Raw genomic sequence first — 19,950 nt, 5'->3', positions numbered from 1 at the left:
AGTCTTATTTACAACCTCAAAGCAGTGCTTTGAGCAACCTGCAGCTAGCTTCCTAGTTTGCTCTTTGATTTTCATTGAGTAAAAGAATCCAACTTAAATTTGTTAAACTAGCCTAACAGGCAATAAAAATAGAAAAGAGAGAAAAAACTATGGCAGTTCAAATGGAATACGAAAAAGATGTAAAAGTAGCAGCACTTGACGGTAAAAAAATCGCCGTTATTGGTTATGGTTCACAAGGACATGCGCACGCTCAAAACTTGCGTGATTCAGGTCGCGATGTGATCATCGGTGTACGTCCAGGTAAATCTTTCGATAAAGCAAAAGAAGATGGTTTTGACACTTACACAGTAGCAGAAGCAACTAAATTGGCTGATGTTATCATGATCTTGGCACCAGATGAAATCCAACAAGAATTGTACGAAGCAGAAATTGCTCCAAACTTGGAAGCTGGAAATGCTGTTGGATTTGCACATGGTTTTAACATTCACTTCGAATTCATCAAAGTTCCTGCAGATGTTGATGTCTTTATGTGTGCTCCTAAAGGACCAGGACACTTGGTACGTCGTACTTACGAAGAAGGATTTGGTGTTCCAGCACTTTACGCTGTATACCAAGATGCAACAGGAAATGCTAAAGACATCGCTATGGACTGGTGTAAAGGTGTTGGTGCAGCGCGTGTAGGTCTTCTTGAAACAACATACAAAGAAGAAACTGAAGAAGATTTGTTTGGTGAACAAGCAGTTCTTTGTGGTGGTTTGACTGCTCTTATCGAAGCTGGTTTTGAAGTCTTGACTGAAGCTGGTTATGCTCCAGAATTGGCTTACTTTGAAGTTCTTCACGAAATGAAATTGATCGTTGACTTGATCTATGAAGGTGGATTCAAGAAAATGCGTCAATCAATTTCAAACACTGCTGAATATGGTGACTATGTTTCAGGACCACGTGTAATCACTGAACAAGTCAAAGAAAACATGAAAGCAGTTCTTGCGGACATTCAAAATGGTAAATTCGCCAACGACTTTGTAAATGACTACAAAGCTGGACGTCCAAAATTGACTGCCTACCGTGAACAAGCAGCTAACCTTGAAATTGAAAAAGTTGGTGCAGAATTGCGTAAAGCAATGCCATTTGTCGGTAAAAACGACGATGATGCATTCAAGATCTACAACTAATTTTTAAGAATATAAACAGAAGGCGAGTTGGGGGGAACCTAACTCGTTTTTTATCTTGAAAACTCATCTAGGAGGAGATTATGCTAAGTGCAAAAGATGTGGTGAAAGCCCACAAGGTTTTGAGTGGTGTAGTAGCCAATACGCCACTTGACTACGATCATTATTTATCCGAAAAATACGGAGCGAAAATTTATCTTAAAAAGGAAAATGCTCAACGTGTCCGTTCTTTTAAAATTCGTGGGGCTTATTACGCAATTTCCCAATTGACAAAAGAGGAACGTGAACGTGGTGTAGTGTGTGCTTCAGCGGGAAATCACGCTCAAGGAGTTGCCTACACATGTAATGAGATGAAGATTCCTGCAACAATCTTTATGCCAATTACGACACCTCAACAGAAAATTGGTCAGGTTCGTTTCTTTGGAGGAGATTTTGTTACTATCAAATTAGTAGGGGATACTTTTGATGCTTCAGCCAAGGCTGCTCAAAACTTTACCGTAGCTGAAAATCGTACTTTTATTGACCCCTTTGATGATCCCTATGTTCAAGCTGGTCAGGGTACGGTAGCCTATGAAATTTTAGAAGAAGCTCGTAAAGAATCTATTGAATTTGATACTGTCTTGGTACCTGTTGGAGGCGGAGGTCTCATTTCAGGTGTTTCTACTTATATTAAAGAGACAAATCCTCAGATTGAGGTCATTGGAGTAGAGGCTGAAGGTGCTCGTTCTATGAAGGCTGCCTTTGAAGCTGGAGGACCGGTTAAACTTAAAGAAATTGACAAGTTTGCGGATGGAATTGCTGTGCAAAAGGTAGGACAGTTGACCTATGAAGCAACACGCAAACATGTAGAAACTCTTATCGGAGTGGATGAAGGTTTGATTTCTGAGACCTTAATTGATCTTTATTCTAAACAAGGTATCGTAGCAGAACCTGCGGGTGCTGCTAGTGTTGCAGCTCTAGAAGTATTATCCGATTATATTAAGGGCAAGACCATTTGTTGTATCATTTCTGGAGGGAATAATGACATCAACCGTATGCCAGAGATGGAAGAACGTGCCTTGATTTATGATGGTATCAAGCATTACTTTGTAGTGAATTTCCCACAACGTCCGGGAGCACTTCGAGAGTTTGTAAATGATATCTTAGGACCTCATGATGATATTACTCGTTTTGAATATATCAAACGAGCTAGCAAGGGAACTGGTCCAGTACTAATAGGGATTGCACTTGCTGATAAACATGATTATGCGGGATTGATTCATCGAATGGAAAAATTTGACCCATCTTATATTAACTTGAATGGGAATGAGACCCTATATAATATGCTTGTTTAATATGCTATAAAATTTTTATCATATTATTTGCCTAACCTATTTGCTAGTGCTATAATGTAAGTGAAGAAAGGGGGAGATTCCCATGGTTTTAAAAGTTATACTTGTTCTAATTATTCTAATGCTTATTGTAGGAGCTATATTAATGAGCTCAATCTATGTTGTTCGACAACAATCAGTAGCTATCGTTGAACGATTTGGTAAGTATCAAAAATTGAGCAATAGTGGTATTCACCTAAGAGCACCATTTGGGATTGATAAAATTGCAGCTCGTGTACAACTGCGTCTCTTGCAAAGTGAAATCGTTGTGGAAACCAAGACTCAAGATAACGTATTTGTGACGATGAATGTTGCGACACAGTACCGAGTAAATGAACAAAATGTTACAGATGCTTACTATAAACTAATGAGACCTGAGGCTCAAATCAAATCTTATATTGAAGACGCATTGCGCTCATCAGTTCCTAAGTTAACTTTGGATGAATTGTTTGAGAAAAAGGATGAAATTGCATTAGAAGTTCAAAAACAAGTAGCGGAAGAAATGTCAACGTATGGGTACATTATCGTCAAAACGCTCATTACCAAAGTAGAGCCGGATGCGGAAGTCAAGCAATCGATGAATGAAATCAATGCTGCTCAACGTAAGAGAGTAGCAGCACAAGAATTGGCCGAAGCAGATAAAATTAAGATCGTAACAGCGGCCGAAGCAGAGGCAGAAAAGGATCGCCTACATGGTGTGGGGATCGCAGAGCAACGAAAAGCAATTGTTGATGGACTTGCTGATTCTATTAAAGAGTTAAAAGGAGCCAATGTTGAATTAACTGAAGAGCAAATCATGTCAATCTTGTTAACTAACCAGTATTTAGATACATTGAATAATTTTGCAGAAAAACAAGGTAATAATACAATTTTCTTACCAGCAAATCCTAACGGAGTTGAAGATATACGAACCCATATATTATCGGCTTTAAAAGCCAAGTAAACTAAATCTTAACGTCTTATTTGATTGGATATATGTTTTTTTATTGACAAATGCCATAAAAACGTATACAATTAAATATCGTAAAGAATAAAATAGGAGAAAAACATGGCTAAGACTAACTTTGAAAAAGTAGAATCAGTTGTTAGCTGGGTTCGTGATAAGAAGATCACTGGTTATCGTATTTCTAAAGAAACGAATGCACGTGAAATGTCTATCATTGCTCTAGCTCAAGGACGTGCAAAAGTTAAAAATATTTCCTTTGAAACAGCCCTTGGATTAATTGATTTCTATGAAAAAAATCATGAAAAATTTGAAGATTAATCTTTGGATACAAGCAGACTCTAATTAGGGTCTGCTTTTATTTATGGAATGGAGAAATAGCCATGCTATGACCTAATCAACAAATCTATTTGTTAGGATGAGCTAGGTTGACAGTGAGCTGAGTGATCTCATACTCTTCGAAAATCAAATTCAAACCACGTCAGCTTCGCCTTGCCGTACTCAAGTACAGCCTGCGGCTCGCTTCCTAGTTTGCTCTTTGATTTTCATTGAGTATCACTCATGAAAATCAAATAAAAGATTAGGAATATAGCTACAAGCAATACTTGCTCAGGAAACAGAAGAAGGGATAAAGCTGATTTTTAAAGTATATAAAAAGAGGTCGGGATAAAAAACTCCGACCTTGATTTTTATGTTCATGAGCCTTTGACTCAATGTTGATTGGGGATTGGATAGGAAAACAACTCTTGGTTTAAGAGGTTTATCTAACCGCTTTTGTCTTATCCTAAATAGCGTTGTAAAAATTCTCTTGTACGTTCCTCTTTAGGATTTGTAAATAAATCTTCAGGTTTGCCTTCTTCTGCAATCACACCTTTGTCCATAAAGATGACACGGTGTGATACGTCACGAGCAAATTCCATTTCGTGGGTTACAACGATCATTGTCAAGCCTTCTTGAGCTAATTCTTGCATGATTTTTAGAACTTCACCGACCATTTCAGGGTCAAGGGCTGAAGTAGGCTCGTCAAAGAGAATGGCATCAGGATTCATAGAAAGCGCGCGAGCAATGGCTACACGTTGCTTTTGACCACCAGAAAGTTGTTTTGGTTTAGCTTGCCAGTAGCGCTCTCCCATTCCAACTTTTTCAAGGTTTTCTTTAGCAATTTTCTCTGCTTCTGATCGTTCACGTTTGAGGACAGTTGTCTGTGCAACAATCGTATTTTCAAGAACGTTGAGATTTTCAAAGAGGTTAAAGGATTGGAAAACCATGCCTAGTTTTTCACGATAGTGAGTGAGGTTATACCCTTTTTCAAGGACGTTTTCACCGTGATAAAGGATCTCACCTTCAGTTGGTGTTTCGAGAAGGTTGATAGAACGTAGGAAGGTTGATTTACCACTACCGGAACTACCGATGATAGAAATCACTTCACCTTTGTGAATAGTGAGAGAGATGTCTTTTAGGACCTCGTTTTGCCCGTAGGATTTTTTGAGGTGTTTGATTTCAAGGATTGGTTGACTCATTATTTCAAATCCTCCGTTTGCATTTGGTTAGCACCTGTCGTGTAGGTATCCATATCCATACGTTTTTCGATGAAGCGTAGGATACGCGTTACTGTGAAGGTGAGGACAAAGTAGATAACTGCGATGATGGTAAAGGTTTGGAAGTACTGGTAGGTTTGTGTTGCTACTGTATTTCCTGAGAAGTAAAGTTCTACAACAGAGATAACGTTCAATACAGAAGTATCCTTGATGTTGATGACGAACTCATTACCAGTTGCTGGTAGAATATTTCGAACAACTTGAGGCAAAACAATCTTACGCATGGTCTGGTTATGAGTCATACCAAGTGCAGTTGCTGCTTCAAATTGTCCCTTATCAACAGCTAGGATACCACCACGAACAATTTCAGTCATGTAAGCACCAGTGTTGATCGAAACGATAAAGATGGCAGCTAGCGTACGGTCTAGGTTGATCCCGAAAGCTTGAGCAGTTCCATAGTAGATAACCATAGATTGTACAATCATAGGTGTTCCACGGAAAATTTCGATATAGATATTGAGAATCCAACCGATTAGTTTTTGGATGCCAAAGATAAATTGGTTTTCAGATAGAGGTGCCGTGCGGAAGACACCGATAGCAAGACCGATAGCGAGACCAACGATGGTACCGATAATTGAAATGAGAAGGGTAATACCAGCACCACGCAAGAGTTGTTGCCAGTTTTCAGTCAGAATTTTAGCGACTTGACCAAAGAAATTACTGTTGCTTTCTTCTGTCGTTGTAGATTCTGCTGGTTGCTCTTTAATCATACGATCCATGAGCGCAACTTGTTCATCTTTAGAAATGGTTTCAATACTGGCGTTGATTTGGCTGATACGGTCATCATCTTTACGAAGTCCAATTGCGATAGATGTATCTTCTTCACCAGTTTTAAAACCAGGTTCAGGCTGAATCATTTTGAACTTAGCGTTTGCTGATTCGGCAGTTAGGGCTTCAGGACGTTCAGAAACGTAGGCATCAATGACACCAGCTTCAAGAGCTTGACGCATTTGGGCGAAATCTCCCATGGCAGTTTCCTTCTGAGCGCCTGAGATTTGTGAAATTAAGTCATAAAGGTAAACACCTTGTTGAGAAGTGATTTTTGCTCCGCTAAAGTCCTCTAGTGATTTGGCATTTGCATAGGCAGAATCCTTTTTAACCAAAAGTACTGGTTCGCTAGTATAGTAGCTGCTTGAAAATGCAATTTCTTGTTTGCGTTCAGCAGTTGGGCTCATACCTGCAATGATCATATCAATCTTACCAGAAGTAAGGGCTGGAACAAGTCCTTCCCACTTGGTTTTAACAACCAAGGGCTCTTTGCCTAGGTCCTTAGCAATCTTTTTAGCTATTTGGACGTCGTAACCATTAGCATATTGGTTGGTTCCATCGATTTTGACAGCGCCGTTACTGTCGTCATCTTGAGTCCAGTTAAAGGGTGCGTAGGCTGCCTCCATACCGATGCGTAAATATTCATCGGCTTGGACCTGGCTAACTAGTCCTAAAGTAAGGGCCAGGCTAGCAAGGATAGTTAAGCATAATTTTTTCATGTTTTCTCCTATTTCTAGTCTAAAATTGCTTCTCTCTATTGTATCGAAAATTATCAAGTTTTTCAATCCTAGTAAACCCTTACTTGGAAAAAAATGATATAATGAGAAAAAGGTCAAAAGAGGCTATATTATGAAAAAAAGATGGTTAATAGTACTTATATTTACTTGTCTGATAATTGTTCCCAAACTGGTTTTTGCCGTGGAGTTTAGCATTCCATTCTATAATGGAGAACTGTATATTCATGCAGATAATACAGCGGAATTTAGGCAGAAGATAGTTTACCAGTTCGAGGATGATTTTAATGGGCAAATCGTGGGTCTTGGTCGTGCAGGCAAGATGCCTAGCGGATTTGAAATTGATCCTGATCCAAAGGTTGAGGCCTTTAAAAATGGTCATAAAATCGAAAATTTTACTAGCGAAGTGACAGAAGAAACGAATGGTTATACTGTTAAAGTTTATAATCCAGGTCAGGAAGGGGACAGGGTTGAAGTGGAACTTACCTGGCATTTGAAAAATCTTCTTTTCTTATATAATGATATCGCTGAATTAAATTGGCAACCCTTAACCGACAGTTCAGAATCTATTGAAAAGTTTGAGTTTCATGTAAGGGGAGATAATGGGGCTGAAAAACTCTTTTTCCACACAGGGCAACTTTTTAGAGAGGGAAGGATTGAGCAGATTGGTCCTGACTATACTATTCGTTTCGATAATCTTCCGTCTCAGCGTGGAGTCGAGTTGCATGCCTACTGGCCTCGAACCGATTTTGCTAGCGCTATGGATCAGGGCTTAAAAGGAAATCGTTTAGAAGAGTTTAACAAGATAGAAGACTCGATTGTTAGAGATAAAGAGCAGAGTAAACAACTCGTTACTTGGGTGTTTCCTTCAATACTTTCCATCTCCTTGTTATTGAGTATCTGCTTCTATTTTATTTATAGAAGAAAAACCACTCCTTCAGTCAAATATGCCAAAAATCATCGTCTCTATGAACCGCCGATGGAATTAGAGCCTATGGTTTTATCTGAAGCTGTTTACTCGACCTCCTTGGAGGAAGTAAGCCCTCTAATCAAAGGAGCAGGCAAATTCACCTTCAACCAGCTTATTCAGGCTACCTTACTAGATGTAATCGACCGTGGTAATGTCTCTATTATTTCAGAAGGAGATGTAGTTGCTTTAAGGTTAGTAAAAGAAGATGGCTTGGCAAGCTTTGAGAGGACCTGCCTAAATCTGGCCTTTTCAGGTAAAAAAGAAGTTGCTGTTTCCGATTTGTTTGCAGATTATAAGGTCTCTGAGAGCCTTTACCGTGGAGCGAAAGCTACTGATGAAAAACGGATTCAAACAAAAGGCCGTAAGCTCAAATATTCTTTTGAAAGAGCATTGAAAGAGATGCAAGAAGGGGTGGAGGACCGAGTCTCTTTCTTGGGGCTACCAGCTTATTATCGTCCCTTGACTAGCGGGGAAAAGATCTTGCAAGTGAGTATGGGTGTTTCTACTATTTTGCCGCTAATCATCGGATTTGGTTTGTTCTTGTACAGTTTGGACGTTCATGGCTATCTTTACCTCCCCTTGCCAATACTTGGCTCATTGGGTTTAATTTTGACTGTTTTCTATTATTGGAAGCTTCGACTAGATAATCGTGATGGTGTTCTAAATGAAGTAGGAGCTGAAGTCTATTATCTTTGGACGAGCTTTGAAAATATGTTGCGTGAGATTGCACGACTGGATCAGGCAGAGTTGGAAAGTATTGTAGTCTGGAATCGCCTACTGGTGTATGCAACTTTGTTTGGATATGCTGACAAGGTTAGCCATTTGATGAAGGTTCACCAGATCCAAGTTGAAAATCCAGATATCAATCTCTATGTAGCCTATGGCTGGCATAGCATGTTTTACCATTCAACAGCGCAAATGAGCCATTATGCCAGTGTCGCAAATACGGCAAGTACTTACTCAGTATCTTCTAGTAATGGAAGTTCTGGAGGCGGCTTCTCAGGCGGTGGCGGTGGCGGTAGTATCGGTGCCTTTTAAAGAAAACTAAACACAGCTTATAAAAGTATGATATAATGGAGGATAGAAAAAGGAGTTATCTATGTATCTTATTGAAATTTTAAAATCTATCTTTTTTGGTATTGTTGAAGGAATTACGGAATGGTTGCCGATTTCAAGTACAGGTCACTTGATCCTAGCAGAAGAATTTGTCCAGTATAAAGACCAGAGTGAAGCCTTCATGTCTATGTTTAACGTAGTCATTCAACTGGGTGCGATCCTAGCCGTAATGGTTATCTACTTTAACAAACTTAATCCTTTCAAACCAGGTAAGGATAAAGTGGAAATCCGTAGAACTTGGCAGTTATGGTCCAAAGTTTTTGTAGCGACTCTTCCTCTTCTTTTAGTCTTTAAGTTTGATGATTGGTTTGATACTCACTTCCATAATATGGTTTCAGTAGCCATTATGTTGATTGTTTATGGGGTTGCCTTTATTTATCTTGAAAAACGCAACAAAGCGCAAGCAATTGAGCCAACAGTCACAGAGCTAGACAAGTTGCCTTATAAAACGGCCCTCTATATCGGACTTTTCCAAGTCTTGGCCCTTTTACCAGGGACTAGCCGTTCCGGTGCGACTATCGTTGGTGGTTTGTTAAATGGAACTAGTCGTTCAGTAGTAACTGAGTTTACCTTCTACCTAGGAATTCCAGTTATGTTTGGAGCCAGTGCTTTGAAGATTTTTAAATTCATTAAAGCAGGAGAAGTATTGAGCTTTGGTCAATTTTTCTTACTTCTAGTTGCTATGGTAGTCGCTTTTGCAGTCAGCATGGTTGCCATTCGTTTCTTGACCAGCTATGTTAAAAAACACGACTTTACGATGTTTGGTAAATACCGTATTGTTCTTGGTAGTGTCTTGCTACTTTATAGCTTTATTCGATTATTTGTATAAGAAAAAAACCTTGAGGGAAGCTTCCTTCAAGGTTTTAAAATCCAGTCACAGTGACACCCAATAAGCGAACGTCTTTATCTTTATCTGCCAGAGATTCGTAAAGTTGGATAGCTATTTGTGAAATAGTTTCAGCATCTTGGATCTTTTGAGATAAGCTTTTTCGCTTAGTCATTGTAGAAAAGTCAGCATAGCGGATTTTTAAAATAACAATCTTTCCAGATTTTTCATGTTTTTGAAGACTAAGGGCAACTCTTTCCGAAAGGAGGGTTAGCTCTTTTTTGATATCCTCTTCTAGATTGAGAATTTTACTATAAGTTTTTTCTTTTCCGATAGACTTACGAATGCGATTGGATTTGACGGGAGAATTATCAATGCCACGAGCCTTGCGATACAGGTCAAAACCGAGTCTACCAAAACGGTCAATGAGACTAATTTCAGAAATTTTTAAAAGGTCAGCTCCTGTGAATACGCCCATTTGATGCAATTTCTCAACTGTTTTCTTACCTACACCGTGGAATTTAGCGATATCCATTTGTTTGAGAAAATCTTCAGCTTCATCAGGGAGAATAACTGTCAGACCTCGAGGTTTTTGGTAATCGCTGGCTATTTTAGCTAAGAATTTATTATAAGACACACCAGCAGAAGCGGTCAAATGAAGTTCATTCCAAATATCTTGTTGAATTAGTCGAGCGATTTTAACAGCGGACTTGATACCGAGTTTGTTTTCAGTCACGTCTAGAAAAGCTTCATCGATACTCATAGGTTCAATCTTATCCGTATAACGTTTGAAAATAGCTCGAATCTGTTGACCAACAACTATATATTTTTCGTAGTTTCCAGATATGAAAACTGCTTGGGGGCAACGTTCATAGGCTTCTTTAGAACTCATGGCTGAGTGGATGCCAAATGCTCGTGCTTCATAGCTACAGGTAGAAACAACACCGCGACCACCAGTTTTTCTAGGGTCACTACCAATCACAACTGGCTTCCCTTTAAGTTTGGGATTGTCTCGAATTTCAACAGCAGCAAAAAAGGCATCCATGTCAATATGGATGATTTTACGAGATAAATCATTCATTAGTGGAAAAATCAACATGAAGAAACCTCTCAGTGCTAGTTTGTTTAATTTTATTATACTCTTTTTCTGAAAAAATGAAAATCAAATAATCTCTTTCAAAAATATAATACAGTTTGTGGTATATTTTGAACTGTATTAGAAAAGAAAGTGTTAAAAAAGTGAGTTTTTAGTTGTTGAAATCGTTTACTGTGTGTTATACTGAATACATGAATGTAACAGATGACTGTTACTAGAAAGAAAAAAGAGGAATTAACATGGTTGTTAAGACAGTTGTTGAAGCACAGGACATTTTTGACAAAGCCTGGGAAGGCTTTAAAGGTGTTGACTGGAAAGAAAAAGCAAGTGTATCACGCTTTGTACAAGCTAACTACACACCTTATGATGGAGATGAAAGCTTCCTTGCAGGACCAACAGAGCGTTCACTTCACATCAAAAAAATCGTAGAAGAAACTAAAGCACACTACGAAGAAACTCGTTTCCCAATGGACACTCGTCCAACTTCTATTGCTGATATTCCTGCTGGATTTATCGACAAAGAAAACGAATTGATTTATGGTATCCAAAACGATGAACTCTTCAAATTGAACTTCATGCCAAAAGGTGGTATCCGTATGGCTGAAACTACTTTGAAAGAAAATGGATACGAACCAGATCCAGCTGTTCACGAAATTTTCACTAAATACGTAACAACTGTTAACGATGGTATCTTCCGTGCTTACACTTCAAACATCCGTCGTGCTCGTCACGCTCACACTGTAACTGGTCTTCCAGATGCATACTCACGTGGACGTATCATCGGTGTTTATGCACGTCTTGCTCTTTACGGTGCAGACTACTTGATGCAAGAAAAAGTTAACGACTGGAACGCAATCGAAGAAATCGATGAAGAAACAATCCGTCTTCGTGAAGAAATCAACCTTCAATATCAAGCATTGCAACAAGTTGTACGCTTAGGTGACCTTTACGGAGTTGATGTTCGTAAACCAGCGATGAACGTTAAAGAAGCTATCCAATGGGTAAACATTGCCTTCATGGCTGTCTGCCGTGTTATCAACGGTGCGGCTACATCTCTTGGACGTGTGCCAATCGTATTGGACATCTTTGCAGAACGTGACCTTGCTCGTGGTACATTTACTGAATCAGAAATCCAAGAATTTGTTGATGATTTCGTTATGAAACTTCGTACAGTTAAATTTGCTCGTACAAAAGCTTACGACCAATTGTACTCAGGTGACCCAACCTTCATCACAACTTCAATGGCTGGTATGGGTAACGACGGTCGTCACCGTGTTACTAAGATGGACTACCGTTTCTTGAACACTCTTGACAACATCGGTAACTCTCCAGAACCAAACTTGACAGTTCTTTGGACTGATAAATTGCCATACAACTTCCGTCGCTACTGTATGCACATGAGCCACAAACACTCTTCTATCCAATATGAAGGTGTAACAACAATGGCTAAAGACGGATATGGTGAAATGAGCTGTATCTCATGCTGTGTGTCTCCACTTGACCCAGAAAATGAAGAACAACGTCACAACATCCAGTACTTCGGTGCTCGCGTTAACGTTCTTAAAGCTCTTCTTACTGGTTTGAACGGTGGTTACGATGATGTTCATAAAGACTACAAAGTATTTGACATCGAACCAATCCGTGATGAAGTTCTTGAATTCGAATCAGTTAAAGCTAACTTTGAAAAATCTCTTGACTGGTTGACTGACACTTACGTAGATGCTTTGAACATCATCCACTACATGACTGACAAGTACAACTACGAAGCTGTTCAAATGGCCTTCTTGCCAACTAAACAACGTGCTAACATGGGATTTGGTATCTGTGGATTCGCTAATACTGTTGACACATTGTCAGCTATCAAGTACGCTACAGTTAAACCAATCCGTGACGAAAATGGCTACATCTACGATTACGAAACAATCGGTGAATACCCACGTTGGGGTGAAGATGACCCACGTTCAAACGAATTGGCAGAATGGTTGATCGAAGCTTACACAACTCGTCTACGTAGCCACAAACTTTACAAAGACGCAGAAGCTACAGTATCACTTTTGACAATCACATCTAACGTTGCTTACTCTAAACAAACTGGTAACTCTCCAGTCCACAAAGGTGTATACCTCAACGAAGATGGTTCAGTGAACTTGTCTAAACTTGAATTCTTCTCACCAGGTGCTAACCCATCTAACAAAGCTAAAGGTGGATGGTTGCAAAACTTGAACTCACTTGCTAGCCTTGACTTTGGTTACGCAGCTGATGGTATCTCATTGACAACTCAAGTATCACCACGTGCTCTTGGTAAAACTCGTGACGAACAAGTTGATAACTTGGTAACAATCCTTGATGGTTACTTCGAAAACGGTGGACAACACGTTAACTTGAACGTTATGGACTTGAACGATGTTTACGAAAAGATCATGTCAGGTGAAGACGTAATCGTACGTATCTCAGGATACTGTGTAAATACTAAGTACCTCACTCCAGAACAAAAAACTGAATTGACACAACGTGTCTTCCACGAAGTTCTTTCAATGGATGATGCATTGAGCTAAGATTCATAAATAGTAAATAAAAACCAGTCATTTTGACTGGTTCAGATTGAAGACAAAGTCCTTGGAAGTCCAGTTTCTAAGGGCTTTTCTTTGTGTAAAGTCGTATAATAGAGGTAAGAAAAGTTGTGAGGTGTTCCCTATGTTTCACAAAGAAAAACCTGATTATAACCGTAAGCAATATGGTTTCTATACAATAGACGAATTGGTCCCAGAAGATAACTTTCTTCGACAAGTAGATTCAAAGGTTGATTTTGACTTTATTTATGATTTGGTAGAAAATACCTATAGCCCAGATAATGGTCGTCCTAGTCTTGATCCCGTCATGCTAGTCAAAATTCCTTTGATTAAATGTTTTTATGGCATTCGTTCCATGCGCCAAACCATGAAAGATATTGAAGTAAATGTGGCCTATCGTTGGTTTCTTGGACTAACTTTAGATGATAAGGTCCCTCATTTTACTACCTATGGAAAGAATTACAGCCGTCGTTTTCAAGATAAAGAACTCATTTCTGAGATTTTTTCCCAAGTTCTCAGCCAAGCTTTGTATGCTGGCTTAATTGATCCTTCTGAAATATTTGTGGATGGTACCCATATCAAAGCGGCGGCTAATAGTCACAAGTATCGTAAGGAAATGGTAGACCAACAAGCTAAATTTATGAGTGAACAATTGGCAGTTGAGATTGATTTAGATAGGAAAAAACACGAAAAAAAGTCCTTAAAGCCCGCAAAAGAAAGTGAGGCCAAGGAAAAGAAGATCTCAACAACAGATCCCGAGTGTGGTTGGTTTCACAAGGGCGAATACAAGGAAGTATTTGCCTATTCTGCTCAAGTTGCTTGTGATAAGCATGGTTGGGCCTTAGCTTATACGGTTGAAGCAGGAAATGTTCATGATAGTCAGGCCTTCCCTGCCCTATTTTCAAAGTTAGAGCCTTTCTCCCCACACTATATTATTGCGGATTCAGGTTACAAGACACCAGTTATTGCCCATTATTTATTAGAACGTAACATCATCCCTGTCTTTCCTTATACTCGTCCAAAGGGAGTAAAGGGAAACTTAAGACCTAGTAATTTTGTTTATGATGCAAGCCATGATTGTTATGTCTGTCCAGAAAATCAAGTACTAAACTATCGCACGACCACTCGAGAAGGCTACCGTGAGTATAAGAGTAATCCTAAAGTATGTGTTTCCTGCCCCCTCTTATCCGTTTGTACCCAAAGCAAGAATTTTCAAAAAGTAGTAACGAGACATGTCTGGAAAGATGCCCTTGAATTTTGTGAGGAGATTCGTCACCAAAGAGAAATGAAAGAGCTCTATAAGAAGCGCAAAGAAACAATTGAACGACTCTTTGGGACGGCTAAGGAATACCATAATTTGAGATACACTAGAGAGAAAGGAAAGTCCAAAATGCAGGATCAGGTTGGGCTTACTTTGGCGTGTTTAAATATCAAAAAATTAGTGAAATGGATAGGAAATATCCCTTTTTATTTTTCTCAAATACAGATTTTTGAATGGAATATCAGATGATGAGACAAACTATTTTTGAAAAGAGAAAAAGACAAACGCCAAAAATGACGTTTGTCTTCGTTCTGAAACCAGTCATTTTGACTGGTTTTTTGGTATAAAAAAATATTTAAAAAAGTTGGTTAAAATTGGTCAAACATATTGACTATTACTGACTAAAGTGATATACTAAGAACATAAGGATAAGAAAATCCTTAGAAAACCTTGATTTTAAGGTGATTGTCTATGTTATCTTGAGATCAAAGTATGGGTAAAACCTAGAAAAGAGGTGCAACCTATGTTTAACATTAGTATTTTTAGAATTCCAATTACAAAATCTACATTGGATAAAGAAAAACCAGAAATTATACGTAGAGTAGCAAGTAGCTAGTCTAAATTTTTTAAAACAAAAGTCAGAGAAAGTCAAATCGTTTTGACTAAGTAAATTTGAAAACAAACGAGGTATGAAATATGAATAACAACTTTAATAACTTTAACAACATGGATGATTTATTTAACCAATTGATGGGTGGTATGCGTGGATATAGTTCAGAAAACCGTCGTTACTTGATTAACGGTCGTGAAGTAACACCTGAAGAATTCGCGATTTACCGTCAAACAGGTCAACTTCCTAGCGAAGGGAGTGCTCAAACTCAGTACGTTCAAGGGAAAGGTATGAAACAAGATGGTATTCTTGCGAAACTTGGACGTAACTTAACAGCAGAAGCTCGTGAAGGTAAGTTAGATCCGGTTATTGGACGTAACAAGGAAATTCAAGAAACATCTGAAATCCTTTCTCGTCGTACAAAGAATAACCCAGTTCTTGTTGGGGATGCTGGTGTTGGTAAAACGGCAGTAGTTGAAGGATTGGCTCAAGCTATTGTGAATGGTGACGTTCCAGCAGCAATCAAGAACAAAGAAATCATTTCTATTGATATTTCTGGACTTGAAGCTGGTACTCAATACCGTGGTAGCTTTGAAGAAAATATTCAGAACTTGGTAAAAGAAGTTAAAGAAGCTGGAAATATTATCCTTTTCTTCGACGAAATTCATCAAATCCTTGGTGCAGGTAGCACAGGGGATGGTCAAGGATCTAAGGGGCTTGCTGATATTTTGAAACCAGCTCTTTCACGTGGTGAATTGACAGTGATTGGGGCAACAACTCAAGATGAATATCGCAACACTATTTTGAAAAATGCTGCTCTTGCTCGTCGTTTCAACGAAGTAAAAGTTAATGCACCATCTGCTGAAGATACTTTCAAGATTCTCCAAGGGATCCGTGATCTTTATCAACAACACCACAATGTTATTTTGCCAGATGAAGTTTTGAAAGCGGCCGTTGATTACTCTGTTCAATACATTCCACAACGTAGCTTGCCAGATAAGGCTATCGACTTGGTCGATGTGACAGCTGCTCACTTGGCAGCACAACACCCAGTGACAGATGTACATGCTGTGGAACATGAAATTGAAGAAGAAAAAGCTAAACAAGAAGCTGCAGCTGCTAAAGAAGATTACGAAGCAGCCCTTAATGCAAAAATTCGTATCGAAGAACTTGAAAAACAAATTGCCAACCATACTGAAGATCACAAGGTGACAGCGACTGTTAATGACGTAGCTGAGTCTGTAGAACGTATGACAGGTATTCCTGTTTCACAAATGGGTGCAACTGATATTGAACGTTTGAAAGATATGGGCCACCGTTTGCAAACTAAGGTTATCGGTCAAGATAAAGCTGTTGAAGCCGTTGCCAAAGCGATTCGTCGGAACCGTGCAGGCTTTGACGAAGGAAATCGCCCAATCGGTAGCTTCCTCTTTGTAGGTCCTACTGGTGTTGGTAAAACTGAGTTGGCTAAACAATTAGCACTTGATATGTTCGGAACTAAAGATGCCATCATTCGTTTGGACATGTCAGAATACAGCGATCGTACAGCCGTTTCTAAATTAATTGGTACCACTGCAGGTTATGTTGGTTACGATGACAACAACAATACCTTGACTGAGCGAGTTCGTCGTAATCCATACTCAATCGTCCTTCTTGACGAGATTGAAAAGGCAGACCCTCAAGTGATTACTCTTCTTCTTCAAGTATTGGATGATGGTCGTTTAACAGACGGTCAAGGTAACACGGTAAACTTCAAGAATACGGTGATTATCGCAACTTCAAATGCAGGCTTTGGTTATGAAGCCAACTTGACAGAAGATGCGGACAAACCAGAGCTCATGGATCGTTTGAAACCATACTTCCGTCCAGAATTCCTCAACCGCTTTAACGCTGTGATCGAATTCTCACACTTGAGCAAGGAAGATCTTTCTAAGATTGTGGATTTGATGTTGATTGATGTCAATAAGACACTTGCTAAGAAAGAAATCGACTTGGCAGTGAGCGATGCAGCCAAAGAATACATGACTGAAGAAGGTTATGATGAAGTCATGGGTGTTCGTCCACTCCGTCGAGTAGTTGAACAACAAATTCGTGACAAAGTAACAGACTTCCACTTAGATAATCTTGATGCTAAACACCTTGAAGCCGACATGGAAGATGGTGTCTTGGTCATTCGTGAAAAAGCTTAAATCAAGATTTTGAGAATAAAAAAGGAACCAGTTGAAAAAACTGGTTCTTTTTTTGTTAAATTACATGGCGTTCAAAGGCATCATCTGAGATTCCTTGTTCAAGAATCAATTTTGCCCATTCCTTAGCTGAAAATAGACTGTGATCCTTGTAGTTACCACAAGACTCAATGGTTGTTCCTGGGACATCCTCCCAAGTTGTGGTTTCAGCGATTTCCTTTAGTGAATCCTTGATGACAGCAGCGATTTCTGCGCTAGTATGACGTCCCCACATAATCATATGGAAACCTGTACGACACCCAAATGGTGAACAATCAATCATACCATCAATGCGAGTACGGATGAGCTTAGCCAAGAGGTGCTCAATAGTATGAAGGCCAGCAGTCGGGATAGAGTCTTCATTTGGTTGAACCAAGCGGATATCAAAGTTAGAAATGATATCTCCCTTAGGACCTGTTTCTTCCCCAATTAAACGGACATAAGGTGCTTTGACAATGGTGTGATCAAGTTCAAAACTTTCAACAATAACTTCTTTTGACATGGTATTTCCTTTCGTTTTTCTTCTTTCATTATATCATAAAGATTTGTTTGAGAACTGTCAATAAAAGAACTTTTTCTCAGCTGGTTTTTAGAAAAATTTCTCATAACAATATTTTTAAATCAATTTAAAAAATTCTGAAAATTGTATTGACACTTGGCTGAAAAGGGATTATAATGTATAAAAAGTCATAAAGGAGTTTATTATGAAATTTTCAAAAGTAATGGCCCTAGCAGGGGTGACTCTGTTAGCGTCTGGTGTTTTGGCAGCTTGTTCAGGTTCAGGCTCTAGTGCAAAGGGTGAGAAAACTTTTTCTTATGTTTATGAAACAGATCCAGATAGTCTTAACTATCTGACAACTGGTAAGGCTGCGGTTGCTAATATCACAAGTAATGTCGTTGACGGTTTGATGGAGAATGACCGCTACGGTAACTTCGTGCCATCTTTGGCAGAAGATTGGTCAGTGTCTAAAGACGGATTGACTTACACTTACACAATCCGTAAGGATGCTAAGTGGTACACTTCTGAAGGCGAAGAGTATGCACCAGTGAAAGCGCAAGACTTTGTAACAGGTCTTAAGTATGCGGCTGACAATAAGTCAGAAGCCCTTTATCTTGTTCAAGAATCTATTAAAGGTTTGGATGCTTATGTAAAAGGTGAAGTCAAAGACTTCTCAGATGTTGGAATCAAGGCTGTAGATGATCAAACAGTTCAATACACTTTGAACAAACCAGAAAGCTTCTGGAACTCTAAGACAACCATGGGAATTCTTGCACCAGTCAATGAAGAATTCCTTACTTCTAAAGGAAGTGACTTTGCTAAAGCAACAGATCCAAGCAGTATCCTTTATAATGGTCCTTTCTTGTTGAAATCATTGGTAGCAAAATCTTCAGTAGAATTTGAAAAGAATCCAAACTACTGGGATAAGGACAATGTTCATATTGATAAAGTAAAACTTTCATTCTGGGATGGTCAAGACAATAACAAACTTGCAGAAACCTTTAAAGATGGTGGTTTCTCAATGGCCCTTCTCTTCCCAACAAGTGGAAGCTACTCTGAACTTGAAAAAGAGTTTAAGGATAACATCGTTTATACAACACAAGATTCTACAACTTTCTTAGTCGGTACGAATATTGACCGTCAGTCTTACAAATATACTTCTAAGACTACAGACGAGCAAAAGACTTCAACTAAGAAAGCTCTTCTTAACAAAGACTTCCGTCAAGCCATCGCCTTTGGTTTTGATAGAACAGCTTATGCTTCTCAAGTTAATGGAGAAAGTGGAGCAAGCAAACTCCTTCGTAACTTGTTCGTACCACCAACATTTGTTCAAGCAGATGGTAAAAACTTTGGTGACTTAGTTAAGGAAAAATTAGTGACCTATGGTGATGAGTGGAAAGATGTTAATCTAGAAGACGCTCAAGACGGTCTTTACAATCCTGAAAAAGCAAAAGCAGAGTTTGCTAAGGCTAAGACAGCTCTCCAAGCGGAGGGTGTTCAATTCCCAATTCATTTGGATATGCCAGTTGACCAAACCAATACTACAAAAGTTCAACGTGTTCAATCATTGAAACAATCACTTGAAGCAACGTTAGGAACTGACAATGTTGTCATTGACATTCAACAACTTCAAAAAGATGAAGTCCTCAATGTTACTTACTTTGCTGAAACGGCTGCCGGTGAAGATTGGGACCTTTCAGATAACGTTGGTTGGTCTCCGGACTATATCGACCCATCTACTTACCTTGATATCATCAAACCATCAGTAGGTGAAAATACTAAGACTTACCTAGGATTTGATTCAGGCACAAATAACGCTGCTGCCAAACAAGTTGGTTTGGAAGATTACGAAAAGATGGTTGTTGAAGCTGGAAATGAAGACACTGACGTCTCAAAACGTTATGATAAATATGCTGCTGCCCAAGCTTGGTTGACAGATAGTGCATTGATTATTCCAACAACTTCTAAAACTGGACGTCCAATGTTGTCTAAGATGGTGCCATTCACACTTCCATTTGCTTACTCAGGTAACAAGGGAACAAGTGAAGCCCTCTTGTACAAATACCTTGACCTTCAAGATAAGCCAGTAACTGCTGATGAATATCAAAAAGCTCAAGATAAATGGAAGAAAGAAAAAGAAGAATCTAATAAAAAAGCGCAAGAAGATCTTGCAAAACATGTAAAATAAGAAAAAG

Annotated in this window: 14 protein-coding genes; 10 read left to right on the top strand and 4 right to left on the bottom strand. The window is 39.0% G+C overall.

Features of this window, described 5'->3' with window-relative positions; translation table 11 throughout:
- Window positions 1–149 precede the first annotated feature (149 nt).
- The 4 genes from ilvC to QM877_RS06600 all read left to right on the top strand — a co-directional run bounded on the left by ilvC (window position 150) and on the right by QM877_RS06600 (window position 3,803).
- Window positions 150–1,172 carry a ketol-acid reductoisomerase gene (ilvC, locus tag QM877_RS06615; protein WP_045763621.1) on the top strand — a complete coding sequence of 341 codons (1,023 nt, stop codon included), beginning with the start codon at window positions 150–152 and terminating at the stop codon, window positions 1,170–1,172.
- Window positions 1,173–1,252: 80 nt separating this feature from the next.
- Window positions 1,253–2,503, top strand: coding sequence for a threonine ammonia-lyase IlvA (ilvA, locus tag QM877_RS06610; protein ID WP_414317934.1), 1,251 nt, complete (start codon window positions 1,253–1,255; stop codon window positions 2,501–2,503).
- Window positions 2,504–2,585: 82 nt separating this feature from the next.
- Window positions 2,586–3,482 (top strand): SPFH domain-containing protein, encoded by an 897-nt coding sequence (locus QM877_RS06605; RefSeq protein WP_414317933.1) that lies wholly within the window; start codon window positions 2,586–2,588, stop codon window positions 3,480–3,482.
- Window positions 3,483–3,587: 105 nt separating this feature from the next.
- Window positions 3,588–3,803, top strand: a complete 216-nt coding sequence (locus tag QM877_RS06600; RefSeq protein ID WP_001140700.1) for a hypothetical protein — start codon at window positions 3,588–3,590, stop codon at window positions 3,801–3,803.
- Between the two features lie 458 nt (window positions 3,804–4,261).
- Here QM877_RS06600 and QM877_RS06595 read toward each other — a convergent pair whose 3' ends face one another.
- Window positions 4,262–5,002, bottom strand: coding sequence for an amino acid ABC transporter ATP-binding protein (locus QM877_RS06595; protein ID WP_000081949.1), 741 nt, complete (start codon window positions 5,000–5,002; stop codon window positions 4,262–4,264).
- Entirely contained in the window at window positions 5,002–6,567 is a 1,566-nt protein-coding gene (locus QM877_RS06590; protein WP_045763619.1) for an ABC transporter substrate-binding protein/permease, read from the bottom strand. The genes QM877_RS06595 and QM877_RS06590 overlap by 1 nt, the downstream gene beginning before the upstream one ends.
- Window positions 6,568–6,697: 130 nt before the next feature.
- Here QM877_RS06590 and QM877_RS06585 point away from each other — a divergent pair, with 130 nt between their 5' ends.
- Together QM877_RS06585 and QM877_RS06580 are read left to right on the top strand one after the other, a co-directional pair.
- Window positions 6,698–8,590 (top strand): DUF2207 family protein, encoded by a 1,893-nt coding sequence (locus tag QM877_RS06585; RefSeq protein ID WP_414317932.1) that lies wholly within the window; start codon window positions 6,698–6,700, stop codon window positions 8,588–8,590.
- A 61-nt stretch (window positions 8,591–8,651) separates the two neighbouring features.
- Window positions 8,652–9,497 carry an undecaprenyl-diphosphate phosphatase gene (locus tag QM877_RS06580; RefSeq protein WP_414317931.1) on the top strand — a complete coding sequence of 282 codons (846 nt, stop codon included), beginning with the start codon at window positions 8,652–8,654 and terminating at the stop codon, window positions 9,495–9,497.
- A 34-nt stretch (window positions 9,498–9,531) separates the two neighbouring features.
- On the opposite strand, the gene dinB is transcribed toward QM877_RS06580, so the two are convergent.
- On the bottom strand, window positions 9,532–10,593 hold the full coding sequence (gene dinB / locus QM877_RS06575) for a DNA polymerase IV (protein ID WP_414317930.1): 1,062 nt from the start codon (window positions 10,591–10,593) through the stop codon (window positions 9,532–9,534).
- 236 nt (window positions 10,594–10,829) lie between these two features.
- Here dinB and pflB point away from each other — a divergent pair, with 236 nt between their 5' ends.
- The 3 genes from pflB (at window position 10,830) to QM877_RS06560 (ending at window position 17,220) form a co-directional block, all read left to right on the top strand.
- A complete protein-coding gene (gene pflB, locus QM877_RS06570) occupies window positions 10,830–13,145 on the top strand; it encodes a formate C-acetyltransferase (RefSeq protein WP_315640860.1) in 2,316 nt (771 codons plus the stop codon).
- Window positions 13,146–13,284: 139 nt separating this feature from the next.
- A complete protein-coding gene (locus tag QM877_RS06565) occupies window positions 13,285–14,670 on the top strand; it encodes an IS1182 family transposase (RefSeq protein ID WP_414317929.1) in 1,386 nt (461 codons plus the stop codon).
- Window positions 14,671–15,117: 447 nt separating this feature from the next.
- Window positions 15,118–17,220 (top strand): AAA family ATPase, encoded by a 2,103-nt coding sequence (locus tag QM877_RS06560; RefSeq protein WP_414317928.1) that lies wholly within the window; start codon window positions 15,118–15,120, stop codon window positions 17,218–17,220.
- A 55-nt stretch (window positions 17,221–17,275) separates the two neighbouring features.
- On the opposite strand, the gene QM877_RS06555 is transcribed toward QM877_RS06560, so the two are convergent.
- The gene (locus QM877_RS06555) at window positions 17,276–17,758 is read right to left on the bottom strand and encodes an S-ribosylhomocysteine lyase (RefSeq protein WP_000032544.1); all 483 of its coding nucleotides are present in this window, start codon (window positions 17,756–17,758) and stop codon (window positions 17,276–17,278) included.
- A 202-nt stretch (window positions 17,759–17,960) separates the two neighbouring features.
- On the opposite strand from QM877_RS06555, the gene QM877_RS06550 reads away from it, so the two are divergent.
- Entirely contained in the window at window positions 17,961–19,943 is a 1,983-nt protein-coding gene (locus QM877_RS06550) for a peptide ABC transporter substrate-binding protein (RefSeq protein WP_414317927.1), read from the top strand.
- The last annotated feature ends 7 nt before the right edge of the window (window positions 19,944–19,950 follow it).

Source organism: Streptococcus infantis (genome assembly GCF_047463655.1).
Taxonomy (GTDB): Bacteria; Bacillota; Bacilli; order Lactobacillales; family Streptococcaceae; genus Streptococcus; species Streptococcus infantis_Z.
This window is presented reverse-complemented; position numbering and strand designations above follow the sequence as displayed.

Coding starts and splice junctions, on each gene's coding strand:
- QM877_RS06605 (WP_414317933.1), top strand. CDS start 2,586: ATGGTTTTAAAAGTTATACTTGTTCTAATTATTCTAATGCTTATTGTA.
- QM877_RS06590 (WP_045763619.1), bottom strand. CDS start 6,567: ATGAAAAAATTATGCTTAACTATCCTTGCTAGCCTGGCCCTTACTTTA.
- QM877_RS06585 (WP_414317932.1), top strand. CDS start 6,698: ATGAAAAAAAGATGGTTAATAGTACTTATATTTACTTGTCTGATAATT.
- QM877_RS06560 (WP_414317928.1), top strand. CDS start 15,118: ATGAATAACAACTTTAATAACTTTAACAACATGGATGATTTATTTAAC.
- dinB (WP_414317930.1), bottom strand. CDS start 10,593: ATGTTGATTTTTCCACTAATGAATGATTTATCTCGTAAAATCATCCAT.
- QM877_RS06550 (WP_414317927.1), top strand. CDS start 17,961: ATGAAATTTTCAAAAGTAATGGCCCTAGCAGGGGTGACTCTGTTAGCG.
- ilvC (WP_045763621.1), top strand. CDS start 150: ATGGCAGTTCAAATGGAATACGAAAAAGATGTAAAAGTAGCAGCACTT.
- QM877_RS06565 (WP_414317929.1), top strand. CDS start 13,285: ATGTTTCACAAAGAAAAACCTGATTATAACCGTAAGCAATATGGTTTC.
- QM877_RS06600 (WP_001140700.1), top strand. CDS start 3,588: ATGGCTAAGACTAACTTTGAAAAAGTAGAATCAGTTGTTAGCTGGGTT.
- QM877_RS06555 (WP_000032544.1), bottom strand. CDS start 17,758: ATGTCAAAAGAAGTTATTGTTGAAAGTTTTGAACTTGATCACACCATT.
- pflB (WP_315640860.1), top strand. CDS start 10,830: ATGGTTGTTAAGACAGTTGTTGAAGCACAGGACATTTTTGACAAAGCC.
- ilvA (WP_414317934.1), top strand. CDS start 1,253: ATGCTAAGTGCAAAAGATGTGGTGAAAGCCCACAAGGTTTTGAGTGGT.
- QM877_RS06580 (WP_414317931.1), top strand. CDS start 8,652: ATGTATCTTATTGAAATTTTAAAATCTATCTTTTTTGGTATTGTTGAA.
- QM877_RS06595 (WP_000081949.1), bottom strand. CDS start 5,002: ATGAGTCAACCAATCCTTGAAATCAAACACCTCAAAAAATCCTACGGG.